We start from the raw sequence: 19,927 nt of genomic DNA on the forward strand, positions 1-19,927 counted from the left end.
TCGTCATGTCCGAGACCCAGATGGGATCCACGACCCCCTCGACGAACCCCACTGCGGGCCCGTCGACCCAGATGCCCCCGGCGGCCACCGCGGAGCCGGTCCACCGGGGCCCCGAGCCGACCGGCTGGGTCGGCTGGATCATGTTCGCCGCGGTGATGATGCTGATGCTCGGGATGTTCCACGCCATCGCCGGGCTGGTGGCGCTCTTCCAGGACTCCTACTACCTGGTCACGAAGAACGACCTGGTCGTGCACGTGAACTACACGACCTGGGGCTGGGTGCACCTGATCGGCGGCATCGTGATCGTGCTCGCCGGTGTCGGCCTGCTCGCCGGCCAGATGTGGGCCCGGATCGTCGGCGTGGGCCTCGCGGTGCTCAGCGCCGTGGTGAACATGGCCTTCTTCGCGGCCTACCCGTGGTGGTCGGCCCTGATGATCACCTTCGACGTGCTGGTGATCTGGGCGCTCACCGCCCACGGCGCGGAGATGAAGGGGCTCAAGGAGGCGCGCTGACGCCGCTGTCCGCACGGTCCCCGTCGACCGGCATCCCGACCCGTCCCGGGCGGGGGGCCGACCGGCGGGGACTGTCGCGTGCGCATGCGCGGGCGCCGGCCATCGCCGGCTCGCGAAGGGGCTCAGGCGAGCGCGGTGACGCCGGCGACCGAGAAGCCGTGCTCGCGCAGCACGCGCACCAGGTCGACGAGGTCGCGGTCCTGGCCCAGCCGCGCACAGATGACCGTCTGGATCCTGGTGGCGCCGGCCACCGTGGGCTCGAGGGCCAGCCGGACCGCCGGGCCGACCCCGCCGCGGACCACCACCTCGTAGTGCACGAGCCGGTTCACGGCTGCGGCTCCGGCGGAGGGGCGTCCTGTTCGGCCACCCGGCGGATCTCCACGACCTCGAGCCCGTAGGCGCGCAGCCGCCGCAGGAACTCCGCCAGCGCCTGCTGGTCGGGGAACCACCCCGACAGCACCGTGGTCACGTCCTGGCCGGTCACCTCGACGTCCCCGAGCTCCTCGAGCAGCTCCTCGGCGACGGTGTCGCCGGCCACCGACCCGTTGAGACGGATCTCGTAGGTGCGGGGGGACGTCGGCTCGGTCATCGGCTCGTCATCAGCTCGGGAGGCGGGAGGTCGGCTCGGTCGGGCCGCGGGCGCCCGGCTGCGGTCAGCCGGCCCTCCCAGCACACTCCGACCGCAAGGTGGTGTCCTCACCCGGTGAGGATGAGGGTCAGCCGGCCGGGCGCTCCGGGCGCTCGAGCAGGCCGAGCTCGCGGGCCCGGCGCACCGCGCTGTTGCGTCGGTTCACGCCCAGCTTGCGCAGGATGCTGCGCACGTGGGTGCGGACGGTGTTGACCGACACGAACATCCGCGCGGCGATCTCCTCGGTGGTCAGCAGCTCCTCGAGGTGGCCGAGCACCTCGGTCTCCCGGGCGGTCAGCGGCTCGACGACGACGTCGCTGAGGTGGAGGTGGTCCTCGCCGGTGGGGGCGGGGGTCCTGGTCGGAGCCAGAGTCCTGGCCGCGGCCGGCGTGCTGGCCGGAGGCCTGGCCGGCGTCCTGACCGGGGTCCTGACCGGGGTCCTGGCCGGCGTCGGGGTCCTGGCGGGGGTCGGGGTCCTGGCCGCGTGGTGCGGGCGAGCGGCACCGGACGACGGCACGGTGCTGAGCCAGCGGTGGCGGTCGAGCAGCTGCGGGTTGCCGGCCAGCAGCCGGCGTACCGTGGGCGCGGCCTCGCGGAACGGCCGCCGCAGCTCCTCCTCGGCGGCCAGCCGGAGCGCCCGTTCGACCAGTGCGACCGCCTGCTGCGGGGCGCGCCGGCGGGACTCGTGGACGCCCTCGACCAGCAGCAGGGTCACCTCGGCGGGCAGCGGCCGGGCGGCGCTGCGGGCCCGGCTGAGCGACTCCTCGACCGCGGCCCGGTGGCCCTGCTCGGCGTACGCCGCCGCCGCGAGCACCGCGCCGCCGAGGTGGTCCTCGTGGCTGATCCCCTCGAGCTCTCGGAGCGCCAGGTCGGGCTGGCCCTGGGCCATCCACAGCTCGGCGACCTGCAGCCGCAGCCAGTCGGTGAGCCACGGGTCGTGCGGCTCGGTGCGCTCGCCGGCCTGGCCGAGCCGATCGGCCGCCCGGCGCGCGCCGTGGGTGGCGACGTCGAGGTGGCCGAGGATGCCGGTGGCGAGGACCCTGCTCACCGGGTCGTTGGGTAGCGACGCGCAGGCCTGGGCGGCGGCGAGGTGGCGGCGGGCGGCGGCCTGGTCGTCGCGCTCCAGCGCGACCAGCGCGAGCGCGACGGCGGGGGCCGCCGGTCGCCGTTCGGCCGGGATCCGGGCGGCGTCGGCGATCGCCAGGGCGCGCGTGGCCTGGTCGGATGCCCGGGTGAGCCGGCCGGCCAGCGCGTCGGCCAGTGCCTCGTGGCCGAGCAGCGCCACGTGCAGGCGCGGCGGCAGCCCGGGGGCCGTGCGGGCCTCGGCGAGCCCGGCGCGGGCCTCGTCGAGGTCGCCGCACCGCAGCGCGACCGCCGCCCGGGCGAGCGCCACCAGCGCGATCGAGCCGGGTCCGGACGGCGTGCCCGCGAGCGTCGCCACGGCCCGGTCGGCCTGCTGGACGGCGGCCCGGGCGGCGCCGGCCTCCTCGGCGCTGCTGGCCCGCAGCGCGTCGACGAGCAGCACCGCGGTCTCCACCGGGTCGCCGTGGCGGTGCGGCCGGCGGCGCAGTCCTCCACGCGCGGAGTCGAGCTCGACCGCGCAGGCGGCGGGATCGGAGCCCGCGAGCGCGAGGGTGGCGCGTACGACGCAGGCCGCCGGCTCACCGACCCGGAACGGGATGCGGTGGGCCACCTCGGAGACATGCGGGTCGGTCCCGAGCAGCAGCGGTGCCACGCCCCGGTCGCTGAGCAGCTGGGTCGCGAGGTCGGCCCACAGGCCGCCGACGGCCAGCTGGTCCAGCGACCGGTCGGCCATCTCGTTGCGCCGCAGCCAGGAGGCCGCGCGCCGGTGCAGCTCCTCGGCCAGCTCGGGCTGCTCCCAGGCGAGCTGGGCGCGGAGCAGGTCGCGGAAGAACGGCGGGTAGCGGTGGGCCCCGGGCTGGTCGGCCACCGGCTCGAGGAACATGTTGGCGCGGGCCAGCTCCTGCAGCCCGCGGGTCGCGGTGGCGCCGGCCAGCTCCTCGGCGAGCCCGGGGTAGAGGGTGTCGGGCACGGCGGTGCGCAGCAGCAGCTGCCGGGTGGCGTCGTCCTGCCCGGCCAGCACCTCGCCGAGCAGGAAGCCGGTGATGTCGGCGTCCTGGGCGACCAGGGCGGCCACCGGGTCGGGTCCGGTGTCGCGCGCGCCGTCCCGGTCGCGGTGGGCGAGCGCCCGGGCGGCGAACCTGAGCCCGGCGGCCCACCCGCCCAGCCGGGCGGTCAGCTCGTGCACGGACTCCGGCGGCAGCGCGACCCGGTCCAGGCGGAGCAGCTGGTCGGCCTCGGCATCGGTGAAGGCGAGGTCGGCCGCGCGGACCTCGAGCACCCGACCCTCGAGCCGGTAGCGGTAGAGCGGCAGCACGGGGTCGACCCGGCTGGCCAGGACCAGGTGCAGCCGCCCCCAGGTGTGGTCGAGCAGGTGGGCCAGCTCACCGGCCTGGTCGCCTGAGCGCAGCTCGAAGCCGTCGAGGACCAGCACCAGGTCGCGGCCCGAGCCGGCGATGGCGGCGGCGAGCGCGCGCAGGGCGGCGGCGGGCAGCCGGCCCGCGGTGCCGGCGGCTCCCGTGCCGGCTCCTGCGCTGGCTCCCGGGCCGGGCAGCAGGGCCGCCACCGGGGCGGGCAGCTCGAGCCCGAGGTCGTCGAGCGTCCGCAGCAGCGACGGCCACGACAGCTGGCCGACCTCGTCGGCCCCGATCCAACCGATCGGCCCACCGACCTCGCGAGCCCACTGCGCCAGCAGCGTGGACTTGCCGGCGCCGGCCGGCCCGCTGACCAGGGTCAGCGGGACCTCGCGGACCCCGGACAGCCGGCCGGTGAGCCGCGGGCGGTCCACCAGTCGGGGATTCGCGCTGTTCACGACACCTGTGCTCCTGCCCTCGACTACCCCTTCTGCACGCTAGGGAGGCGCGTGACCGGTCAGCAGAGAACGATGGCAGTTCCGCGGAGGACCTCCGGGGCGTCCGGCCCCACGGGGCTCGGGACTTCGAGGGGACGGCGGCCGGCCCCGGCGAGGTGGGCCCGGCGAGGTGGGCCGGCGGCTGTTCTCATCCGCGACGGGCGAGGCGCGGGCCCCGGCGTACGTCGGAGGCTGGGACGACGCAGGGGTGGCCGCGACGGGCGTGCCCCCGTCGTACACCGGAGTCGTACACCGGAGGAGGCCGGGTGAGCGATCTGCAGGACGTCAGGGCGCTCCAGGACAGGATCGCCGAGCTGGAGGCCCAGCTGGCGGCCGAGCACCGGGCCGCCCAGCAGGTGGGCGCGGGCGCCCGCCCGGCTCCGCCCGAGCAGCGCCACGTCCGGGGCCTGAGCGTGATCGCCGGGATCCTGGTGGTGCTCGCCGTCGTGCTGGCGCCGCTGTCGGTCTCGGCGGTGTGGGCGAACCGCCAGATCTCCGACACCGACCAGTACGTCGCCACCGTGGCCCCGCTCGCGGACTCGGCGGCCGTGCGGTCCGCGGTCGCCGACGAGGTGACCGCGGCGGTGCTGGACAGCATCAACGTCGACCAGGTCACCTCCGAGGCGCTCAAGGCGCTGGCCGCCCAGCCGAACGTGCCGCCGGCGGTCGCGCTCGCGATCCCCGGCCTGCAGACCGCGCTGGTCAACGGCATCGACAGCTTCGTCCGCGACCAGGTCACGACGGTGCTGGCCAGCGACCAGTTCAAGCAGGTGTGGGAGCAGGTGAACCGGCTCGCCCACGAGCAGGTGCTGCGGCTGCTGGAGGGCAAACAGGGCACGCTGGTCACCGCGCAGGGCGACACGGTCACGCTCAACCTCGGGCCGGTCGTCGCCGAGGTGAAGCAGCGCCTGGTCGCCCAGGGCTTCAGCCTGGCCAACCGGGTGCCGACGACCGACCGGTCGTTCGTGCTCGTGCAGTCCTCGTCGATCACCAAGGCGCAGTGGGCCTACAAGGCGCTGGACACGCTCGGCACCTGGCTGCCGGTGATCGCGCTCGCCTGCCTCGCCGGCGGCGTGGCCCTGGCCCGCGACCGGCGACGCGCGCTGCTGCGCGGCTCGCTGGGGGTGGTCGCGGCGATGCTGGTGCTGGGGATCCTGCTCGCGCTGGCCCGGTCGTGGTACGTCGGGCAGACGCCCGGGAACGTCCTCACCCCGACCGCCGCGGGCGACGTGTTCGACACCCTGGTGCGCTTCCTGCGGACCGGGCTGCGGGCGGTCGCGGTGCTGTTCCTGCTGATCGCGGTGGCGGCGTTCCTCTCGGGCCCGTCGAGCGCCGCGGTCGGCACCCGGCGGGGCTTCGTCCGCGGCATCGGCGCGATGCGCGGCAGCGCCGAGGCGGCCGGCTGGCAGACCGGCCGGGTCGGCACCTGGACCTGGACGCACCGCCGGGCGCTGCGCTGGACGCTGGCGGGCCTCGGCGGGCTCGCGCTGGCGTTCTGGAACCAGCCGACCGCCTGGGACGTGGTGCTCGTGGCCGTGCTGGTGCTGCTCGGCCTGGCGGTCGTGGAGTTCCTCGGGCGACCGGTCGGTGCCCGGCTCGGCCCGGACCGGGCCGCGGCCGGCGAGGCCGGCGGCCCCCCGGGCGGCGGGTCGCGGCCGGGCGGCGGGCACCCGCCGATCTGACCGGGGGTCTCCCTCGGTTGCGGCGTCCCGAGCTCGGCGCCGCGCCTGCGCCGCCGCGGCGCGAGGTGCTCGCCGGTCGACGTCCGGAGCCACCGCTGGTTCGTCTCGAGCATGGTCGGCGGTGACCTGGCCACCGTTTCACTCAGGAAACGGTGGCTGGTCCACCGCCGACACGGGTCCGCGCGGACGGGTCGGCCCGGACAGCGGTCGGCTCACCGGTCGCCGTTGGGCCGGTGGACCCCGCGGGGTTGCCAGTCGTAGACCACCCGGGTGCCCAGCAGCAGGTCCTGCAGCGAGCACCGGTGCCGGCTGATCGCCACCCAGAGCAGCCCCACCGGCAGCACCACGCAGGCGGCCGAGCGCAGGACCGCGAGGACCAGGCCCAGCGGGCGGCCGTCGTGGCGCTGCACGCGCAGGCCGAGGACCAGGCCGCCGTAGCTGCGGCCGCTGACCGACCAGGCCAGCGCGAGGTAGCAGAACGCGACCACGAAGGCCGAGGTCAGGCTGAGGAACAACCCGGCGTGCGGCAGCTCGAAGCCGCGGGGGTCGACCATGAACATCACGGCCGCGAGCCCGAAGTACCCCGCGAGCAGCACCAGCCCGACGACCGCGGCGTCGAGGGCGGCAGCCGCCAGCCGGGTGACGACCCCCGCCCGCCGGCCCTGCCACGGCCGGGCCTCCCGCGGGACGGGCGAGACTCCGTCACCGCCCGTGCCCCCGGACACCCGGGCCTCCCGGCGCCGGGCTCAGCGGGCCGGTCCGCCGGCCGGGCCGCCAGTCGGTCCGCCAGTGGGTCCGTCGGCCGGTCCGGTGCCGTGCGCGCGGCGCAGCAGCAGCCGGTCCACGGCCCGGCCGACCGCGTGGTCGACCGCCTCGTCGGCCCCGATGCCCTGCATGCGTACGCCGCGGACCGTGTCGGAGGCCATCGACCCGGTCGACTCGCGGATGATCTCGGGGAGGTCGACGCCGTCGATGACCTGCTCGGCCAGGCCCACCAGGTCGACCCGGGCCAGCACGGCGTCGACCAGGGTGCCGAGCTCGACCCGGCGCAGCACGGTCTCGGTGAGGTCGAGGCGGTCGAGGACGGCGTCGAGGTCGAGGCGGGCCGCGACCGCGTCCACGTCGAGCCGGCTCGCGGCCCGGTCCAGGTCGGCGAGCGCCACCAGGCCGTCCACGTCGGAGCCGTCGAGCAGGGCCAGCACCTCGGAGAGCACCGGGCGCAGGTCCACCCGCTGGAGCACCAGCCCGGTCAGGTCGAGCCGGTCGAGGACCGAGTCCACGTCGAGCCGAGCCGCGACCGCATCCACGTCGAGCCGGGCCGCGACCGCATCCACGTCGAGCCGGGCCGCGACCGCATCGAGGTCCACCCGGTCCAGCACGGCGTCGACGTCGACGCGGGCGACCACCTCGGCGATCACCCGGTCCAGCAGCCGGTCGGCCGCGGAGCCCGTCGTACGCACCGCGTAGCCGAGCACCGGCCCGAGCACCGGCCCGAGCAGCGCCTGGGCGGACGCGGCTGCCGGCCTCGCGACGGTCCGGACGACCGACCGCGGGGCCGACAGCAGCATGGGGGGCATGGCGTCTGGGCCCGGCGCGGCTCAGACCAGCGCCTTCTCCTTGAGCCGTTCGAACTCCGGCTGCGAGATCATGCCGTCGTCGAGCATCTTGCGGGCCTGCGCGATCTGGTCGGCGGGGCTGCTCTTGGCCGCGACCTCACGGATGTACTGCTCCTGCTGGGCCTGGGCCGCGGCGGTGTCGCGCATCTGCCGCTCGGCCATGCCGCGACCCCGCACGATCAGGTAGACCAGCGCGGTCAGCAGGGGGAAGACGATCAGGGCGACGACCCAGACCGCCTTCATCAGGCCGGTCTCCTCGCGGTCGCGGAAGAGGTCGACCAGGATCGAGAACATCACCATGAGGTAGGCGACGAACGCGAAGCTGATGATGATGAACCACACGATGTCCCAGAACGACATGGCAGCGTCCTTTCTCTGGTCAACGGCTGCAGTCGCAGTGTGCGTGCGCAGCCGCCCCGCGCGCCTCGTCCGGAGCGGACGATCCCGGCGGCCGGGCGCCTGCAGGAATCCCCGGCTGACCGGTGATCCCCTCGGTTGATGGGCGTTGCAACGCCCATCAACCGAGAGTTTCCCCGGCTGGCCGGGGATTCCCGCACCCCCCGCCCGGGGCCGGAGTGGTCCCCCGCGGGTGATGCGCCCGGGGTCGTTGCGGGGTTGCGTGGAGGTTGCGTGGGGGTTTCGGGGAGCTCGAGGTGCTCGGAGGTCAGGGTGCGGTACGAAGTGCGGGTGGCGGGGCTGGTCCCGGCCGAGGAGCTGACCGGTCCGCTGCGCGACGGTGACGGGGCGGATCCGCGGGGGCTGCTGGCCGGCGGCGAGATCGTCGCGCAGGAGGTGTGCACGGTGGTCGAGGCGGACTTCCCCGACCAGGCCGCGCTGCACGGGTTCCTGCACCGGGTGTGGGCCCACGGCCTCCAGGTGCTGGCGGTACGCCGGGGTCCGCGCCGCTGGTCGACCCGGGCCGTACGGCGCGCCGGCCGGCCGGTCCCGCCCGCGTCAGTCCTGGCCGGGGTGGCCGAGCGCGCGGACCAGCTCGTTCATCCGCAGCGAGACCGCGTGGACGTGGGGGATGTCCTTGAGCACGACCGTGCCCTCCTCGCTCGCGGCCGAGACCCGCAGCGTGCCGCACCCGACCAGCCGGTCGAGCAGGCCCTGGTCGAAGGCGACGTCGTTGATCCGGCTGAGCGGGATGTCCCGGCCGGACCGGCGGAGCACCCCTGAGCGGGTGGCCAGCCGTTCGGTGGTGAGCGTGTAGGTGCGGTTCCACCAGGCCACCGCCGGCCAGAGCCCGAAGATCGCCACCACCACGACGAACGCGATCCAGCCGGCCTGGTCCAGCCAGGCCAGGAAGCCGCTGTCGGGGGAGATCGCCACCACCACCAGCAGCCCGACCACGGCGGCGGCGCAGATCAGCATCGCGCCGAGCAGGTGCTTCCAGTGCTCGCGCGTCTCGAGCACCACGCGCTCGCCCGGCGAGAGCTGGTCGGCAGGGAGCCCCATGCCCCTCAGCGTGAGGATCGCGGGCGGGACCGGGCAGGGCCGGAGGTCCGGGTACGCCGGGGTCCGGTGGTCCTGCGCTGGCCGGTCAGCCGTCGCGACCCAGGTCGGCGTGCGCCTCGCGCAGCTGGCGCTTGAGGATCTTGCCGCTCGGGTTCTTCGGCAGCGCGTCGGCGACCACGACGTACTTGGGCGCCTTGAAGTGGGCCAGCACCGACCGGCTGTGCTCGATGACCTGCTCGGCCGTCAGCGTGCTGCCCTCCTTGGGGACGACCACCGCGGTGACCGCCTCGACCCAGTGCGGGTGGCTGATCCCGAAGACCGCGACCTCGGCGACCCCCTCGAGCCGGTAGATCGCCTCCTCGACCTCGCGGCTGGCGACGTTCTCCCCGCCGGACTTGATCATGTCCTTCTTGCGGTCCACGACGTAGAGGCGGCCGGCGTCGTCGACGTAGCCGAGGTCGCCGGAGTGGAACCAGCCGCCCCGGAACGCCTCGGCGGTCTTCGCCTCGTCGCGGTAGTAGCCGAGCGTCGCGTGCGGGGAGCGGTGCACGATCTCGCCGACCGTGCCGACGGGCACCGGCCGGTCGAGGTCGTCGACGATCCGGGTCTCGACGTTGAGCGCGGCGCGGCCGGCGGATCCGGCGTACTCCAGCTGCTCGTCGGGGCCCAGGATCGTGGCCAGCGGCGCCATCTCGGTCTGGCCGTAGAAGTTCCACAGGTCCACGTCGGGCAGCCGGCGCTGGATCTCCTTGAGCACCTCGACCGGCATCGGCGAGGCGCCGTAGTAGCCCTTGCGCAGGCTGGAGAGGTCGGTGCCGTCGAAGTCGGGGCAGCGCAGCAGCCCGATCCACACCGTCGGCGGGGCGAAGAACTTCGTCACCCGGTGCTCCGCGATCGCGCGCAGGATCGCCCGCGGCTCGGGGGCGGGCAGGATCACGCTGGTCGCGCCGAGGTAGACGTCGGTGCCGAGGAAGCAGTCCAGCTGCGCGCAGTGGTAGAGCGGCAGCGTGTGCAGCTCGACGTCGTCGGCGGTCATGTTGCCGTCGACGGCGCAGGAGACGTACTGCCACAGCAGCGACCGGCTCGACAGCAGCGCGCCCTTGGGTCGGGACTCGGTGCCGGAGGTGAACATCATCCGCACCGGGTCGTCGTCGGCGACCGGGACCTCCGGGGCAGGGCCGTCGTGCTCGAGCCAGCCCGCGAGGTCGGTCCAGCCGGCGGGGGCGGCGGCCGCGTCCTGCAGGCGTACGACGACCCGCGTGGCCACGCCGCCACCGGCGGCCGCGAGCGCCCGCTCGGCCGTGGGCACCAGCGCGTCCTCCACGACGAACGCGGCCGCGCCGGAGTGGTCGAGGATGAACGCGATCTCCTCCGCGCCCAGCATGAAGTTCACCGGCACCAGCACCACGCCGACCCGGGCGGCGGCGAAGTTCAGCACCGCGAACTGCCAGCAGTTGTGGCACAGCAGCGCCAGCCGGTCGCCCTTGGCCAGCCCCGCCGCGGCGATCGCGGCCGCGGTCCGGTCCACCACCGCGTCGAGCTCGGCGAAGGTCAGCCGGGTCGACCCATCGACGATCGCGAGCCGGTCCGGGGTGCGGCGCGCCGTACGCCGGGGCAGGTCGCCGAGCGACTGCTGGCGGGCGTGGGTGACGAGCTCCTCGACCGGCATCGCGATCTCCCTCCGGGGCGTGGGTGTGCTGGCCGTCACCGTAGTGCGGTCGGGTTGGCGGTGGGTCGGTTCCGGCCCCCCGGGCGCTGCGGGTGCGCGGTCGGGCCGGCACCCGCGGCTCGCGCGCCTCCTCGAGTGGCCTCCGTCCTCGACCTGGGAATGCCTCCGGGGGCTGCCGGCGGCACTACCGTGAGGCCATGCGACTCGACTGGATCCCCGCCTCGGCCGCCGCCTTCGTGACCGGCGCCATGGCGCTGACCTTCGGCTCGCTGCTGATGCCCGCGGGGGGCTCCACCTCGGACACACTGCAGGTCGCGCGCACCCAGGACGGCCGTTGGCTGGCCGCCGCGGTCATCTTCTTCATCGCCGCCGTGGCCCTGACCCTGGGCCTGCCGGCGGTGATGAGCCTGTTCGAGCGGCGCGGCCGCGGCCTGGCGATGGTCGGCACCGTGGTGCTGGCCGTGGGCTTCCTGGGCACGGCCGGCTACTCGATGCTGATCGTGTTCTTCCGCGCGATCGCGCTCCACGGCGGGCTGAGGGGGCCCCGGCTCGAGGACATCGTCCACGACCAGGGCCTGACGATCTTCCTCTACGGCTGGATCGCCGGCTTCTACCTCGGCGAGCTGCTGCTGGCCGTGGCGCTGCTGCGCGCCCGCGTCACCCCGCGCTGGGTGCCGGCGGCCCTGATCGCGCACGTCGCGTCGATCGTGCTGAACCCGGTGCTCCCGCACGCGGTGTCCTCCGCGCTGGTGCTGCTGGTCGCCGTCGGCTTCGCCGGGGTGGCCATCGAGGCGGTCACCCGCGACAACAACCGGCGCCGGGCGACGCCGATCCTGCTCTGAACCCGGACCGGTCTGAACCCGGACCGGCGGGTAGCGGTCAGCCCAGGTCGGCGGCGAGGGCGGCGCCGACCTCCTGCAGCAGCGGCACGGCCCGGGCGACCAGTTCCTCGGTCATGCGGGTGGCCGGCCCCGAGACCGACAGCGCCAGCCGGGTGGGCACGTCGGGGACGGGTACGGCGACGCAGCGCACCCCCACCTCCTGCTCGCCCTCGTCGAGGGCGTAGCCGTGCTCCGCGGCCCAGACGAGCTGGCGGGCGAACTCCTCAACGTCGGTGACGGTGTTCGCGGTGTGATGCGGCATGCCGGTGCGGGCCAGGATCTCGCGCACCTGCTCCGGCGGCATCGTGGCCATCATCGCCTTGCCCACCGCGGTGCAGTGGGGCAGCACCCGGCGCCCGACCTCGGTGAACATCCGCATCGAGTGCCGCGACTGCTGCTGGGCGACGTAGACGACCTCGTCGCCGTCGAGCATCGCCAGGTTGGCGGACTCGCCGAGCTCGCGGGCCAGGCGGGCCAGGTGCGGCCTGGCCCAGACGCCGAGCATGTGCGAGGAGCTCTCCCCGAGGCGGATCAGCCGCGGGCCGAGGGCGTAGCGGCGCGACTCGTCCTGACGCAGGTAGCCCAGGTCGACCAGGGTGCGCAGCAGCCGGTGGATGGTCGGCAGCGGCAGCCCCGACTCCGCCGCCAGCTGGGAGAGGCCCAGGACGCCGCCGTGGTCGGCCATGGACTCCAACAGCCCGAAGGCGCGCTCGACGGACTGGACGCCGCCCGTGCGGCCGCGCCCGGCCGCTTCGTCCGGCGTGGCCGCCTCGGCGCTGGTCGCCATGGGTCCTCCTGCTTTCCGTATGCCGAAACCCTATGCAGCCGGGTGGCCGTCCCTCCGGGTGGCCGTTGATCCGGGTAGGCGGTCGTGGCCGGCGCCGCCGGGGCCTTGCGCGGCTTCCGCGGAACAGATATTACTGTCCGCATCACGAAATCAACAGTCTGTTGAAGGTGGATGATGTCCGGACCTCCTCCGCCCCGACGGCCGCTGGGGGCCGCGCGGTCGACCAGCACCCCAGCACGAGCACCGAGGAGAGAAGTGAGCGACAACGTGGACAATCGGGTCATCGTGCCCGCCGGCCTCGGCGAGGAGCTCGACCGGCTGCTGGCCGAGGACGACGCGCACCTCGCCGCGGCGTACCCGGGTGATCGCGGCGTGCGCCAGCCGGTGCACACGGTCTACGTCCCGGCCGACCGGTACGCCGCGACCACCGTGGCCGACTGGGGCCGCGCCGGTCTCGCGGCGCTCGACGAGCACGCGCCCGACGCCGCCGCGGTGGCCGCGGCCTGGGGCCTGGACCCGGCGCTGGCCGTCGAGGTGCACGCGGCGGTGCGCCGCAAGCTCGCCGAGCAGCCGATCGAGGACCTGCGCATCGACCTCGAGGACGGCTTCGGCGTCCGGCCCGACGAGGAGGAGGACGCGGTCGTGGTCGCGGCCGCGCGGGCCCTGGCCGCGTCGGTAAGGGCCGGCGCGGCGGCGCCCTTCCACGGCATCCGGTTCAAGAGCCTCGAGGCGCCCACCCGCGCCCGGGGGCTGCGCACGCTCGCGCTCTTCGTCGGCGAGCTGGTCGCGGCCGGCGAGGGTGTCGGGGGTCTCGGAGATCTTGGGGGACTGGTCGTCACGCTGCCCAAGGTCACCTCGGTGGCCCAGGTCGAGGCGATGGTCGTCGCGTGCGGCCGGCTGGAGCAGGAGCACGGCCTGGCGCCGGGCAGCCTGCGCTTCGAGATCCAGGTCGAGACGCCGCAGTCGATCCTGGGCGCGGACGGCACGCTGCTGGTCGCGCGGATGATCCACGCGGGGCAGGGGCGGGTGACCGGGCTGCACTACGGCACCTACGACTACTCGGCCTCGTGCGGGATCGCCGCGGCGTACCAGTCCATGGAGCACCCGGCGGCCGACCACGCGAAGGCGATCATGCAGGTCGCCGCCGCCGGGACGGGCGTGTTCGTGTCCGACGGGTCGACCAACGTGCTGCCGGTCGGCGACCACGCCTCGGTGCTGGCCGCGTGGCGGCTGCACGGCCGGCTGGTCCGCCGCTCGCTCGAGCGCGGCTTCTACCAGGGTTGGGACCTGCATCCGGCCCAGCTGCCGAGCCGCTACGTCGCGACCGACGCGTTCTACCGCGAGGGGCTGCCCGGCGCTGCGGCGCGGCTGCACGCCTACGTGCACGGCGGGGACTCCGGCTACCTCGACGAGCCGGCCACCGCCGCGGCGCTGGCCGGGTTCGTGATGCGCGGCGTCGACTGCGGGGCCGTGACGCCGGCCGAGCTCGAGGAGCGGATCGGCGTCGACGTCGACCGGCTGGCTGTGTTGGCCCGGCGCAGGGTCGCGGCCACGGGCTGACCCGGGCTCACGACGGGGCTCACGGGGGGTCGCGGCTGGGTCGCGGGCCGGGCTCGCGGCCGGGAGGTCCGTCGTACGGTGGCCCGGGCGCTAGCCTCGGGGCATGCGCCTGGTCGCGGAGTTCACCACCGAGCCCTTCCACGGGGAGGGGGAGGCGCCCGAGCACGCCCGGGCCGCGCTGGGGGCGGTTGAGCGCGCCGAGCTCGACTGCGACTTCGGCCCGCTCGGCACGACCGTGCGCGGCGAGGACGAGGACGTGCTGCCCGCGCTGACCGAGGTGCTGCGCGCCGCGCTGGCCCACGGCGCCACCCGGGTGACGCTCCAGGTTGAGCGCGAGGACGTCTCCGGGGAGCCGGCCGGCGGGGCCGCGGATGTCTGAGCCCCACCCGCTGCTGCAGGCGGTGGCGCCGCTGCTGGAGCGCCTCGACGCCCGGGTCGTCGCCGCGGACGCGCTGCGCCCCGACGACGTGCCGCTGGTGTGGGACGGCCGCACCGTGGCCGGCGTACGCCTGCCGGCCGCGGCGGCTCCGGCCGCCGCCGGACCGGGCGCGGCCGTCGACTCTGCGCCCGCGGGCGAGGCCGCCGGGAGCCTGGAGGCCTTGATCGAGGAGGTCGCCCGGGAGCTGGGCGGCGGGCTCGCCGACCTCCCGCGCGCGGACAAGCAGCGTGCGGTGCGGCTGCTGGAGGAGCGCGGCGCCTTCGCCTACCGCAAGTCCGCGGAGACCATCGCCGAGGCCATCGGCGTGAGCCGCTTCACCGTCTACAACTACCTCAACCGCGCCCGCTGATCCCACGGCTGGTCCCGCCGCTGGTCCCCGCCGCCCGGGCCCGCGAAGTCATCTTCAACAAACTGTTGACGCGATCCAGGTCCCGGTGTCACGCTCTTCTCGACGTCAACGCGATTTCCGCGATGCGAGAAGAACTTTCCGGAGGAACGGCCCGTGGACCTGACCGAGCTGAACACCACCGCCGAGGAGCGGCTCCGTCCCGCGCTGCTCGCCTGCTGCGACGTGCCGGCCTGGGCCGACGCGGTCCTGGCCGGCCGGCCGTACTCCGACCGCGGCGAGCTGGAGGCGGTCGCCGACAAGGCCGCCCGCACCTTCGCCCGCGCCGACGTCGACCGGGCCCTGGCCGCCCACCCCCGGATCGGGGAGCGCGCCCAGGGCCCGGGCACCGAGGCGGCCTGGTCGCGCGGCGAGCAGGCCGGGGTCTCCCGCGACCAGGACACCCAGGCCGCGCTGCTCGAGGGCAACCGCGCCTACGAGGAGCGCTTCGGCCGGGTGTTCCTGATCTGCGCCACCGGGCTCTCCGGCGAGCAGATCCTCGCCTCGCTGCGCGAGCGGCTCGACCACGACGCGACCACCGAGGACGCGGTCGTCGCCGGGGAGCTGCGCAAGATCGCGCTGCTGCGCCTGGCGAAGCTCGTCGAGGACGCCGGCCAGGCCGGCCAAGCCGGAGGAGTCAGTCGATGAGCGCGATCACCACCCACGTCCTGGACACCGCGCTGGGCCGCCCGGCCGCCGGCGTACGCGTCCGGCTCGAGCGGCTGGCCGGCCCCACCTCGCAGACCGACCCCGAGACCACCGGCCACCCGACCCAGGTGCTCGCGGAGTCGACCACCGACGCCGACGGCCGCGTCCGCGAGCTCGGCCCCGACCGGGCCGAGCCCGGCACCTACCGGCTGGTCTTCGACGTCGCGGCGTACGCCGCCGCGACCGGCCAGGCCTGCTTCTTCCCCGAGGTCAGCCTCACGTTCGCGCTGACCGACCCCAGCACGCACCACCACGTGCCGCTGCTGCTGAGCCCGTTCGCCTACTCCACCTACCGAGGGAGCTGATCCCCATGCCCATCCGTCTGGGCCCCAATCAGTACGGCAAGGCCGAGAGCCGCGTCGTGCGCATCTACCGCGACACCCCCCGGCACCGGATCCGCGACCTCAACGTCTCCTCCGCCCTGCGCGGCCGGTTCGAGGACGCCCACGTCTCCGGCGACCAGAGGGACGTGCTGCCCACCGACACCCAGAAGAACACCGCCTTCGCCTTCGCCAAGGACAAGGGCGTGACCTCGATCGAGGAGTTCGCGCTGACCCTCGGCGACCACTTCATCGCCGCCGCCCCGGCCGCCGAGGGCGCCCGGGTCGCGGTCCAGGAGTACCCCTGGGAGCGCATCGAGGTCGACGGCGCCGGCCACGACCACTCCTTCGTCCGCTCCGGGGCCGGCGTGCGCACCACCGTCGTGAACATCGACGGCTCCGGCCCGGACCGCACCGCCCACGTGGTCTCCGGCATCGAGGACCTCACCGTGCTGAAGTCCACCGGCTCGGAGTTCCACGGGTTCCTCAAGGACGAGTACACGACCCTGCAGGAGACCACCGACCGGATCCTGGCCACCTCGCTGGTCGTCCGCTGGCGCTACGCCCACACCGACGTCGCGTGGGACAAGTCCTACGACGCGATCAAGGCGCTGCTGCTGCGGCGGTTCGCGGAGATCCACAGCTACGCCCTGCAGCAGACGCTCTACGGCATGGGCGAGTCGGTCCTCGAGCAGCACCCGGAGGTCGCCGAGATCAAGTTCTCCGCGCCCAACAAGCACCACTTCCTGGTGGACCTCTCCCCGTTCGGGGTGGACAACCCCGGCGAGGTGTTCCACGCCGCCGACCGGCCCTACGGGCTGATCGAGCTCACCGTCCAGCGCGACGACGCGCCCGATCCCGGCAACGCCTGGCACGGCGTGCCCGGCTTCTGCTGAAGGGGCGGCGTACGTCGCGAGCGGTGCCCCGCCGGGACCGACCGATGAACCGGCACCGCGGCCCGGCCGGGTGCAGGATGGCCGATGCCGGCACGTGGGCACGTCGGCACGAGCGAGAGGAGCCCGCCGGTGAGCGAGGGACGGGGCGCGCTGGACCTGGTGCTGCGGGCCCGCCGGGTGGTGACACCCGACGGCGAGGTGGCCGCCGCCGTCGGCGTGAGGGACGGGCGGATCGTGGCGGTCGAGCCGCTGGACGCCGGGATGACGGCGCCCGAGACGGTGGAGCTCGCCGAGGACGAGGTGCTGCTGCCCGGGCTGGTCGACTCCCACGTCCACGTCAACGATCCCGGCCGCACCGAGTGGGAGGGCTTCACCTCCGCGACCCGGGCGGCCGCCGCCGGTGGCGTCACGACGATCGTCGACATGCCGCTCAACAGCATCCCGCCGACCGTCGACGTCGCGGCGCTGGAGGTGAAGCGGAAGGCCGCGGCCGGCCAGGCGTTCGTCGACGTCGGGTTCTGGGGCGGCGCGGTGCCGGGCAACCTCGCGGACCTGCGCCCGCTGCACGCGGCCGGCGTGAGCGGGTTCAAGTGCTTCCTGGTGCACTCCGGGGTCGAGGAGTTCCCGCCGCTGGACGAGGAGGAGCTGGCCGCCGCGATGCGCGAGATCGCCTCGTTCGACGGGCTCCTGATCGTGCACGCCGAGGACGCGCACGCGATCGACGCCGCGCCGCCGCCGGCCGGCGCGGACTACGCCTCGTTCCTCGGCTCGCGGCCCCGCGACGCGGAGGACCGGGCGGTGCGGCGGCTGATCGGGCTGGCGCGGGAGACCGGCTGCCGGGTGCACGTGCTGCACGTGTCCAGCTCCGACGTGCTGCCGCTGCTGGCGGCCGCGCGGGCGGACGGCGTACGCATCACCGCCGAGACCTGCCCGCACTACCTGACCTTCAGCGCCGAGGAGGTGCCGTCCGGTGCGACCCAGTTCAAGTGCTGTCCGCCGATCCGCGAGCAGGACAACCGCGAGCGGCTGTGGGCCGGGCTGCGCGACGGTGTGATCGACCTGGTCGTCACCGACCACTCGCCCTCGACGATCGACCTGAAGTGCCTCGACACCGGCGACTTCGCGGCCGCCTGGGGCGGGATCTCCTCCCTCCAGCTCGGGCTGGCCGCGGTGTGGTCCGGCGCCCGGGCGCGCGGGTTCGGCCTCACCGACGTCGCCCGGTGGATGTCCGCCGCCCCCGCCCGCCAGGCCGGGCTGCCGGCCAAGGGCGCGATCGCCGTGGGCCGCGACGCCGACTTCTGCGTGCTCGCGCCGGAGGAGGCCTTCGTCGTCGACGAGACCCGGCTGCACCACAAGAACGCGATCACGCCGTACCACGGCCGGACGCTGACCGGCGTGGTGCGCAGCACCTGGCTGCGCGGCGTACGCATCCACGACGGGCACGACCGGCACGACCGGCACGACCACCGAGACCCCGCCGCCGAGCCGCGCGGCCGGCTCCTGACCAGAGGAGAGGCATGAGCACCCCCGATCGGCCGCGCTACTACGCACCCACCGGCGGCCACCCCGCCCAGACCGAGCTGACCACGGACCGCGCGGTGTTCACCGAGGCGTACGCCGTGCTCCCGCGCGGCACCATGCGCGACATCGTCACCAGCAACCTGCCGTTCTGGGAGGGCACCCGGCTGTGGGTGATCGCCCGACCGCTGTCGGGGTTCGCCGAGACGTTCTCGCAGTACGTCATGGAGGTGCAGCCCGGCGGCGGCAGCGACCGGCCCGAGCTCGACCCCGCCGCCGAGGGCGTGCTGTTCGTCGTCGAGGGCGACCTGACGCTCTCGGTCGAGGGGGAGCAGCACGAGCTGGCGCCCGGCGGCTACGCGTTCCTGCCGCCGGGCTGCGCCTGGCGGCTGTGGAACACCGGCGACGCGGTGGCGCGGTTCCACTGGATCCGCAAGGCCTACCAGGCCGTCGACGGGATCGAGGTGCCCGCGCCGTTCGTCACCAACGAGGTCGACGTCGAGGGCGCGCAGATGCCGGGCACGAACGGCGCGTGGTGGACCCAGCGGTTCGTCGACCCGCTCGACGTGCGCCACGACATGCACGTCAACATCGTCAGCTTCGAGCCCGGCGGCGCGATCCCGTTCCCGGAGACCCATGTGATGGAGCACGGGCTCTACGTGCTGGAGGGCAAGGCGGTCTACCTGCTCAACAAGGACTGGGTCGAGGTGCAGGAGGGGGACTTCATGTGGCTGCGGGCGTTCTGTCCGCAGGCCTGCTACGCCGGCGGCCCCGGCCGGTTCCGCTACCTGCTCTACAAGGACGTGAACCGGCACGCCGTGCTGTCCCGGCAGTTCGGCTGAGCTGAGCGGGGGGCTCGGCCGGTGGCGGGGGCCGGTCGGTTTCGGGGGGTCGGCGCCGGTGTCGTGCCCTAGGGTGACGGCGTGGTCGACGGGGTGCAGGCGCGGCAGGTCCAGGACGAGCTCGAGGCGGCGCTGGAGGCGGACGCCGAGCAGCGGCGGCTGACGGCCCGCCGCGAGCGAGCGCGGACGGAGGCCGACGCCGCCGCCCGGGCGCTGGCCGAGGCGCGGGCGACACACCGGCTGGAGAGCCAGGACGTGGCCCGGCTGGAGTCGTTCAGCCCGACCCGGATCTGGGCCGGCCTGCGCGGCAGCCGGGAGACCGATCTGGCCCGCGAGCAGGCCGAGGAGCAGGCCGCGGCGTACGCCGTGTCCCGGGCCCAGGCCCGCGTGCAGGCGGCCGACGCCGAGCTGGCCGCGGTCCAGGGCGCCCTGGCCGCGCTCGGCGACGTCCCGGCCCGGCGGGAGCGGGCGCTGGCGGCCAAGGAGCGGCTGCTCACCGGCGCAGGGGGCGCCGACGGCGCCGAGCTGGAGTCGATCGCGACCGAGCTGGGCTCGGTCCGCTCGCAGCTCACCGAGGTGCGGGAGGCGCTCGGGGCCGCCGCGGCCGCCGCCGACCGGCTTGCGCAGGCCGCGACCGAGCTGGGCAAGGCCAGGAGCTGGTCGACCTACGACACCTTCTTCGACGGCGGGGTGATCGGCGACATGATGAAGTACGACCGGGTCGACCAGGCCGCGGCCCTGATGCGCGAGGCCGACCGGGCGCTGCGTCGGCTGTCCACCGAGCTGGCCGACGTCGGGATGGGGCCGGTGGGCGGCGTCGAGGTCACCGGGATGGTCCGCGCCTTCGACGTGTGGTTCGACAACATCTTCAGCGACTGGTCGGTGCGGAACCGGATCACCGAGGCGGCCCGGCGTACCGACGACGCGGCGGCCGCCGTGCACCAGGTCCGCGGCCGGCTGACCGCCCGAGCCGAGGCGCTGGCCGGGTCCGAGGCGCGGCTGCGCACCCGGCGCGAGGAGCTGCTGCTCGCCACCAGCTGACCGCGACCGGCCGGCCGCCCGCCGCGCGCCCGCGGACCCGACCGCGAGCGGTC

Annotated in this window: 21 protein-coding genes; 12 read left to right on the forward strand and 9 right to left on the reverse strand. The window is 75.0% G+C overall.

The window, feature by feature from the left end:
• The first annotated feature begins 5 nt into the window (after positions 1–5).
• A complete protein-coding gene (locus BJZ21_RS03115; RefSeq protein WP_218851262.1) occupies positions 6–512 on the forward strand; it encodes a DUF7144 family membrane protein in 507 nt (168 codons plus the stop codon).
• A gap of 122 nt (positions 513–634) precedes the next feature.
• Here the strand turns inward: BJZ21_RS03115 and BJZ21_RS03120 are convergent, their stop codons facing one another.
• The 3 genes from BJZ21_RS03120 to BJZ21_RS03130 form a co-directional block, all read right to left on the reverse strand.
• Entirely contained in the window at positions 635–841 is a 207-nt protein-coding gene (locus BJZ21_RS03120; protein ID WP_179662419.1) for a hypothetical protein, read from the reverse strand.
• The gene (locus tag BJZ21_RS03125) at positions 838–1,101 is read right to left on the reverse strand and encodes a hypothetical protein (RefSeq protein ID WP_179662420.1); all 264 of its coding nucleotides are present in this window, start codon (positions 1,099–1,101) and stop codon (positions 838–840) included. Before BJZ21_RS03125 ends, BJZ21_RS03120 begins: the two co-directional genes overlap by 4 nt.
• A 127-nt stretch (positions 1,102–1,228) precedes the next feature.
• Positions 1,229–4,033 carry a winged helix-turn-helix domain-containing protein gene (locus BJZ21_RS03130; RefSeq protein ID WP_179662421.1) on the reverse strand — a complete coding sequence of 935 codons (2,805 nt, stop codon included), beginning with the start codon at positions 4,031–4,033 and terminating at the stop codon, positions 1,229–1,231.
• Between the two features lie 305 nt (positions 4,034–4,338).
• Here BJZ21_RS03130 and BJZ21_RS03135 point away from each other — a divergent pair, with 305 nt between their 5' ends.
• Positions 4,339–5,754: a hypothetical protein gene (locus BJZ21_RS03135; RefSeq protein WP_179662422.1), complete on the forward strand. Its 1,416-nt coding sequence runs from the start codon at positions 4,339–4,341 to the stop codon at positions 5,752–5,754.
• 212 nt (positions 5,755–5,966) lie between these two features.
• Here BJZ21_RS03135 and BJZ21_RS03140 read toward each other — a convergent pair whose 3' ends face one another.
• The 5 genes from BJZ21_RS03140 to BJZ21_RS03160 all read right to left on the reverse strand — a co-directional run bounded on the left by BJZ21_RS03140 (position 5,967) and on the right by BJZ21_RS03160 (position 10,497).
• A complete protein-coding gene (locus tag BJZ21_RS03140) occupies positions 5,967–6,479 on the reverse strand; it encodes an RDD family protein (RefSeq protein ID WP_179662423.1) in 513 nt (170 codons plus the stop codon).
• 21 nt (positions 6,480–6,500) lie between these two features.
• Positions 6,501–7,322, reverse strand: a complete 822-nt coding sequence (locus tag BJZ21_RS03145; RefSeq protein ID WP_179662424.1) for a hypothetical protein — start codon at positions 7,320–7,322, stop codon at positions 6,501–6,503.
• Positions 7,323–7,352: 30 nt separating this feature from the next.
• Positions 7,353–7,730, reverse strand: a complete 378-nt coding sequence (locus BJZ21_RS03150; protein WP_179662425.1) for an SHOCT domain-containing protein — start codon at positions 7,728–7,730, stop codon at positions 7,353–7,355.
• Between the two features lie 594 nt (positions 7,731–8,324).
• Positions 8,325–8,828 (reverse strand): PH domain-containing protein, encoded by a 504-nt coding sequence (locus BJZ21_RS03155; protein ID WP_179662426.1) that lies wholly within the window; start codon positions 8,826–8,828, stop codon positions 8,325–8,327.
• Between the two features lie 85 nt (positions 8,829–8,913).
• The gene (locus BJZ21_RS03160; RefSeq protein ID WP_179662427.1) at positions 8,914–10,497 is read right to left on the reverse strand and encodes an acyl-CoA synthetase; all 1,584 of its coding nucleotides are present in this window, start codon (positions 10,495–10,497) and stop codon (positions 8,914–8,916) included.
• Positions 10,498–10,694: 197 nt separating this feature from the next.
• Here BJZ21_RS03160 and BJZ21_RS03165 point away from each other — a divergent pair, with 197 nt between their 5' ends.
• Positions 10,695–11,339: a hypothetical protein gene (locus BJZ21_RS03165; RefSeq protein WP_179662428.1), complete on the forward strand. Its 645-nt coding sequence runs from the start codon at positions 10,695–10,697 to the stop codon at positions 11,337–11,339.
• A gap of 37 nt (positions 11,340–11,376) precedes the next feature.
• Here the strand turns inward: BJZ21_RS03165 and BJZ21_RS03170 are convergent, their stop codons facing one another.
• Entirely contained in the window at positions 11,377–12,165 is a 789-nt protein-coding gene (locus BJZ21_RS03170) for an IclR family transcriptional regulator (protein ID WP_179662429.1), read from the reverse strand.
• 255 nt (positions 12,166–12,420) lie between these two features.
• Here BJZ21_RS03170 and BJZ21_RS03175 point away from each other — a divergent pair, with 255 nt between their 5' ends.
• The 9 genes from BJZ21_RS03175 (at position 12,421) to BJZ21_RS03215 (ending at position 19,874) form a co-directional block, all read left to right on the forward strand.
• A complete protein-coding gene (locus BJZ21_RS03175; protein ID WP_343051927.1) occupies positions 12,421–13,725 on the forward strand; it encodes a DUF6986 family protein in 1,305 nt (434 codons plus the stop codon).
• Between the two features lie 103 nt (positions 13,726–13,828).
• Positions 13,829–14,104 (forward strand): thiamine-binding protein, encoded by a 276-nt coding sequence (locus BJZ21_RS03180; protein ID WP_179662431.1) that lies wholly within the window; start codon positions 13,829–13,831, stop codon positions 14,102–14,104.
• A complete protein-coding gene (locus tag BJZ21_RS03185; protein WP_179662432.1) occupies positions 14,097–14,513 on the forward strand; it encodes a helix-turn-helix domain-containing protein in 417 nt (138 codons plus the stop codon). The genes BJZ21_RS03180 and BJZ21_RS03185 overlap by 8 nt, the downstream gene beginning before the upstream one ends.
• A 153-nt stretch (positions 14,514–14,666) precedes the next feature.
• Complete coding sequence (uraD, locus tag BJZ21_RS03190; protein ID WP_343051928.1) at positions 14,667–15,197, forward strand: 2-oxo-4-hydroxy-4-carboxy-5-ureidoimidazoline decarboxylase; 531 nt, start codon at positions 14,667–14,669, stop codon at positions 15,195–15,197.
• Positions 15,194–15,562, forward strand: a complete 369-nt coding sequence (gene uraH / locus BJZ21_RS03195; protein WP_179662433.1) for a hydroxyisourate hydrolase — start codon at positions 15,194–15,196, stop codon at positions 15,560–15,562. Before uraD ends, uraH begins: the two co-directional genes overlap by 4 nt.
• 5 nt (positions 15,563–15,567) lie before the next feature.
• The gene (gene pucL / locus BJZ21_RS03200; RefSeq protein ID WP_179662434.1) at positions 15,568–16,473 is read left to right on the forward strand and encodes a factor-independent urate hydroxylase; all 906 of its coding nucleotides are present in this window, start codon (positions 15,568–15,570) and stop codon (positions 16,471–16,473) included.
• A 129-nt stretch (positions 16,474–16,602) separates the two neighbouring features.
• On the forward strand, positions 16,603–17,994 hold the full coding sequence (allB, locus tag BJZ21_RS03205) for an allantoinase AllB (RefSeq protein WP_343051929.1): 1,392 nt from the start codon (positions 16,603–16,605) through the stop codon (positions 17,992–17,994).
• Positions 17,991–18,833: a bifunctional allantoicase/(S)-ureidoglycine aminohydrolase gene (locus BJZ21_RS03210; RefSeq protein WP_179662436.1), complete on the forward strand. Its 843-nt coding sequence runs from the start codon at positions 17,991–17,993 to the stop codon at positions 18,831–18,833. Before allB ends, BJZ21_RS03210 begins: the two co-directional genes overlap by 4 nt.
• A gap of 81 nt (positions 18,834–18,914) precedes the next feature.
• Positions 18,915–19,874, forward strand: coding sequence for a hypothetical protein (locus tag BJZ21_RS03215; RefSeq protein WP_179662437.1), 960 nt, complete (start codon positions 18,915–18,917; stop codon positions 19,872–19,874).
• Positions 19,875–19,927: the final 53 nt, after the last annotated feature.

The organism is Nocardioides panaciterrulae (assembly GCF_013409645.1).
Lineage (GTDB): Bacteria > Actinomycetota > Actinomycetes > Propionibacteriales > Nocardioidaceae > Nocardioides > Nocardioides panaciterrulae.

Bases quoted from the DNA above. Each gene is read 5' to 3' on its own strand.
- BJZ21_RS03185 (WP_179662432.1), top strand. From the start codon at position 14,097: ATGTCTGAGCCCCACCCGCTGCTGCAGGCGGTGGCGCCGCTGCTGGAG.
- BJZ21_RS03115 (WP_218851262.1), top strand. From the start codon at position 6: ATGTCCGAGACCCAGATGGGATCCACGACCCCCTCGACGAACCCCACT.
- uraH (WP_179662433.1), top strand. From the start codon at position 15,194: ATGAGCGCGATCACCACCCACGTCCTGGACACCGCGCTGGGCCGCCCG.
- BJZ21_RS03210 (WP_179662436.1), top strand. From the start codon at position 17,991: ATGAGCACCCCCGATCGGCCGCGCTACTACGCACCCACCGGCGGCCAC.
- BJZ21_RS03150 (WP_179662425.1), bottom strand. From the start codon at position 7,730: ATGTCGTTCTGGGACATCGTGTGGTTCATCATCATCAGCTTCGCGTTC.
- BJZ21_RS03155 (WP_179662426.1), bottom strand. From the start codon at position 8,828: ATGGGGCTCCCTGCCGACCAGCTCTCGCCGGGCGAGCGCGTGGTGCTC.
- BJZ21_RS03170 (WP_179662429.1), bottom strand. From the start codon at position 12,165: ATGGCGACCAGCGCCGAGGCGGCCACGCCGGACGAAGCGGCCGGGCGC.
- BJZ21_RS03145 (WP_179662424.1), bottom strand. From the start codon at position 7,322: ATGCTGCTGTCGGCCCCGCGGTCGGTCGTCCGGACCGTCGCGAGGCCG.
- BJZ21_RS03125 (WP_179662420.1), bottom strand. From the start codon at position 1,101: ATGACCGAGCCGACGTCCCCCCGCACCTACGAGATCCGTCTCAACGGG.
- pucL (WP_179662434.1), top strand. From the start codon at position 15,568: ATGCCCATCCGTCTGGGCCCCAATCAGTACGGCAAGGCCGAGAGCCGC.
- BJZ21_RS03165 (WP_179662428.1), top strand. From the start codon at position 10,695: ATGCGACTCGACTGGATCCCCGCCTCGGCCGCCGCCTTCGTGACCGGC.
- BJZ21_RS03180 (WP_179662431.1), top strand. From the start codon at position 13,829: ATGCGCCTGGTCGCGGAGTTCACCACCGAGCCCTTCCACGGGGAGGGG.
- BJZ21_RS03160 (WP_179662427.1), bottom strand. From the start codon at position 10,497: ATGCCGGTCGAGGAGCTCGTCACCCACGCCCGCCAGCAGTCGCTCGGC.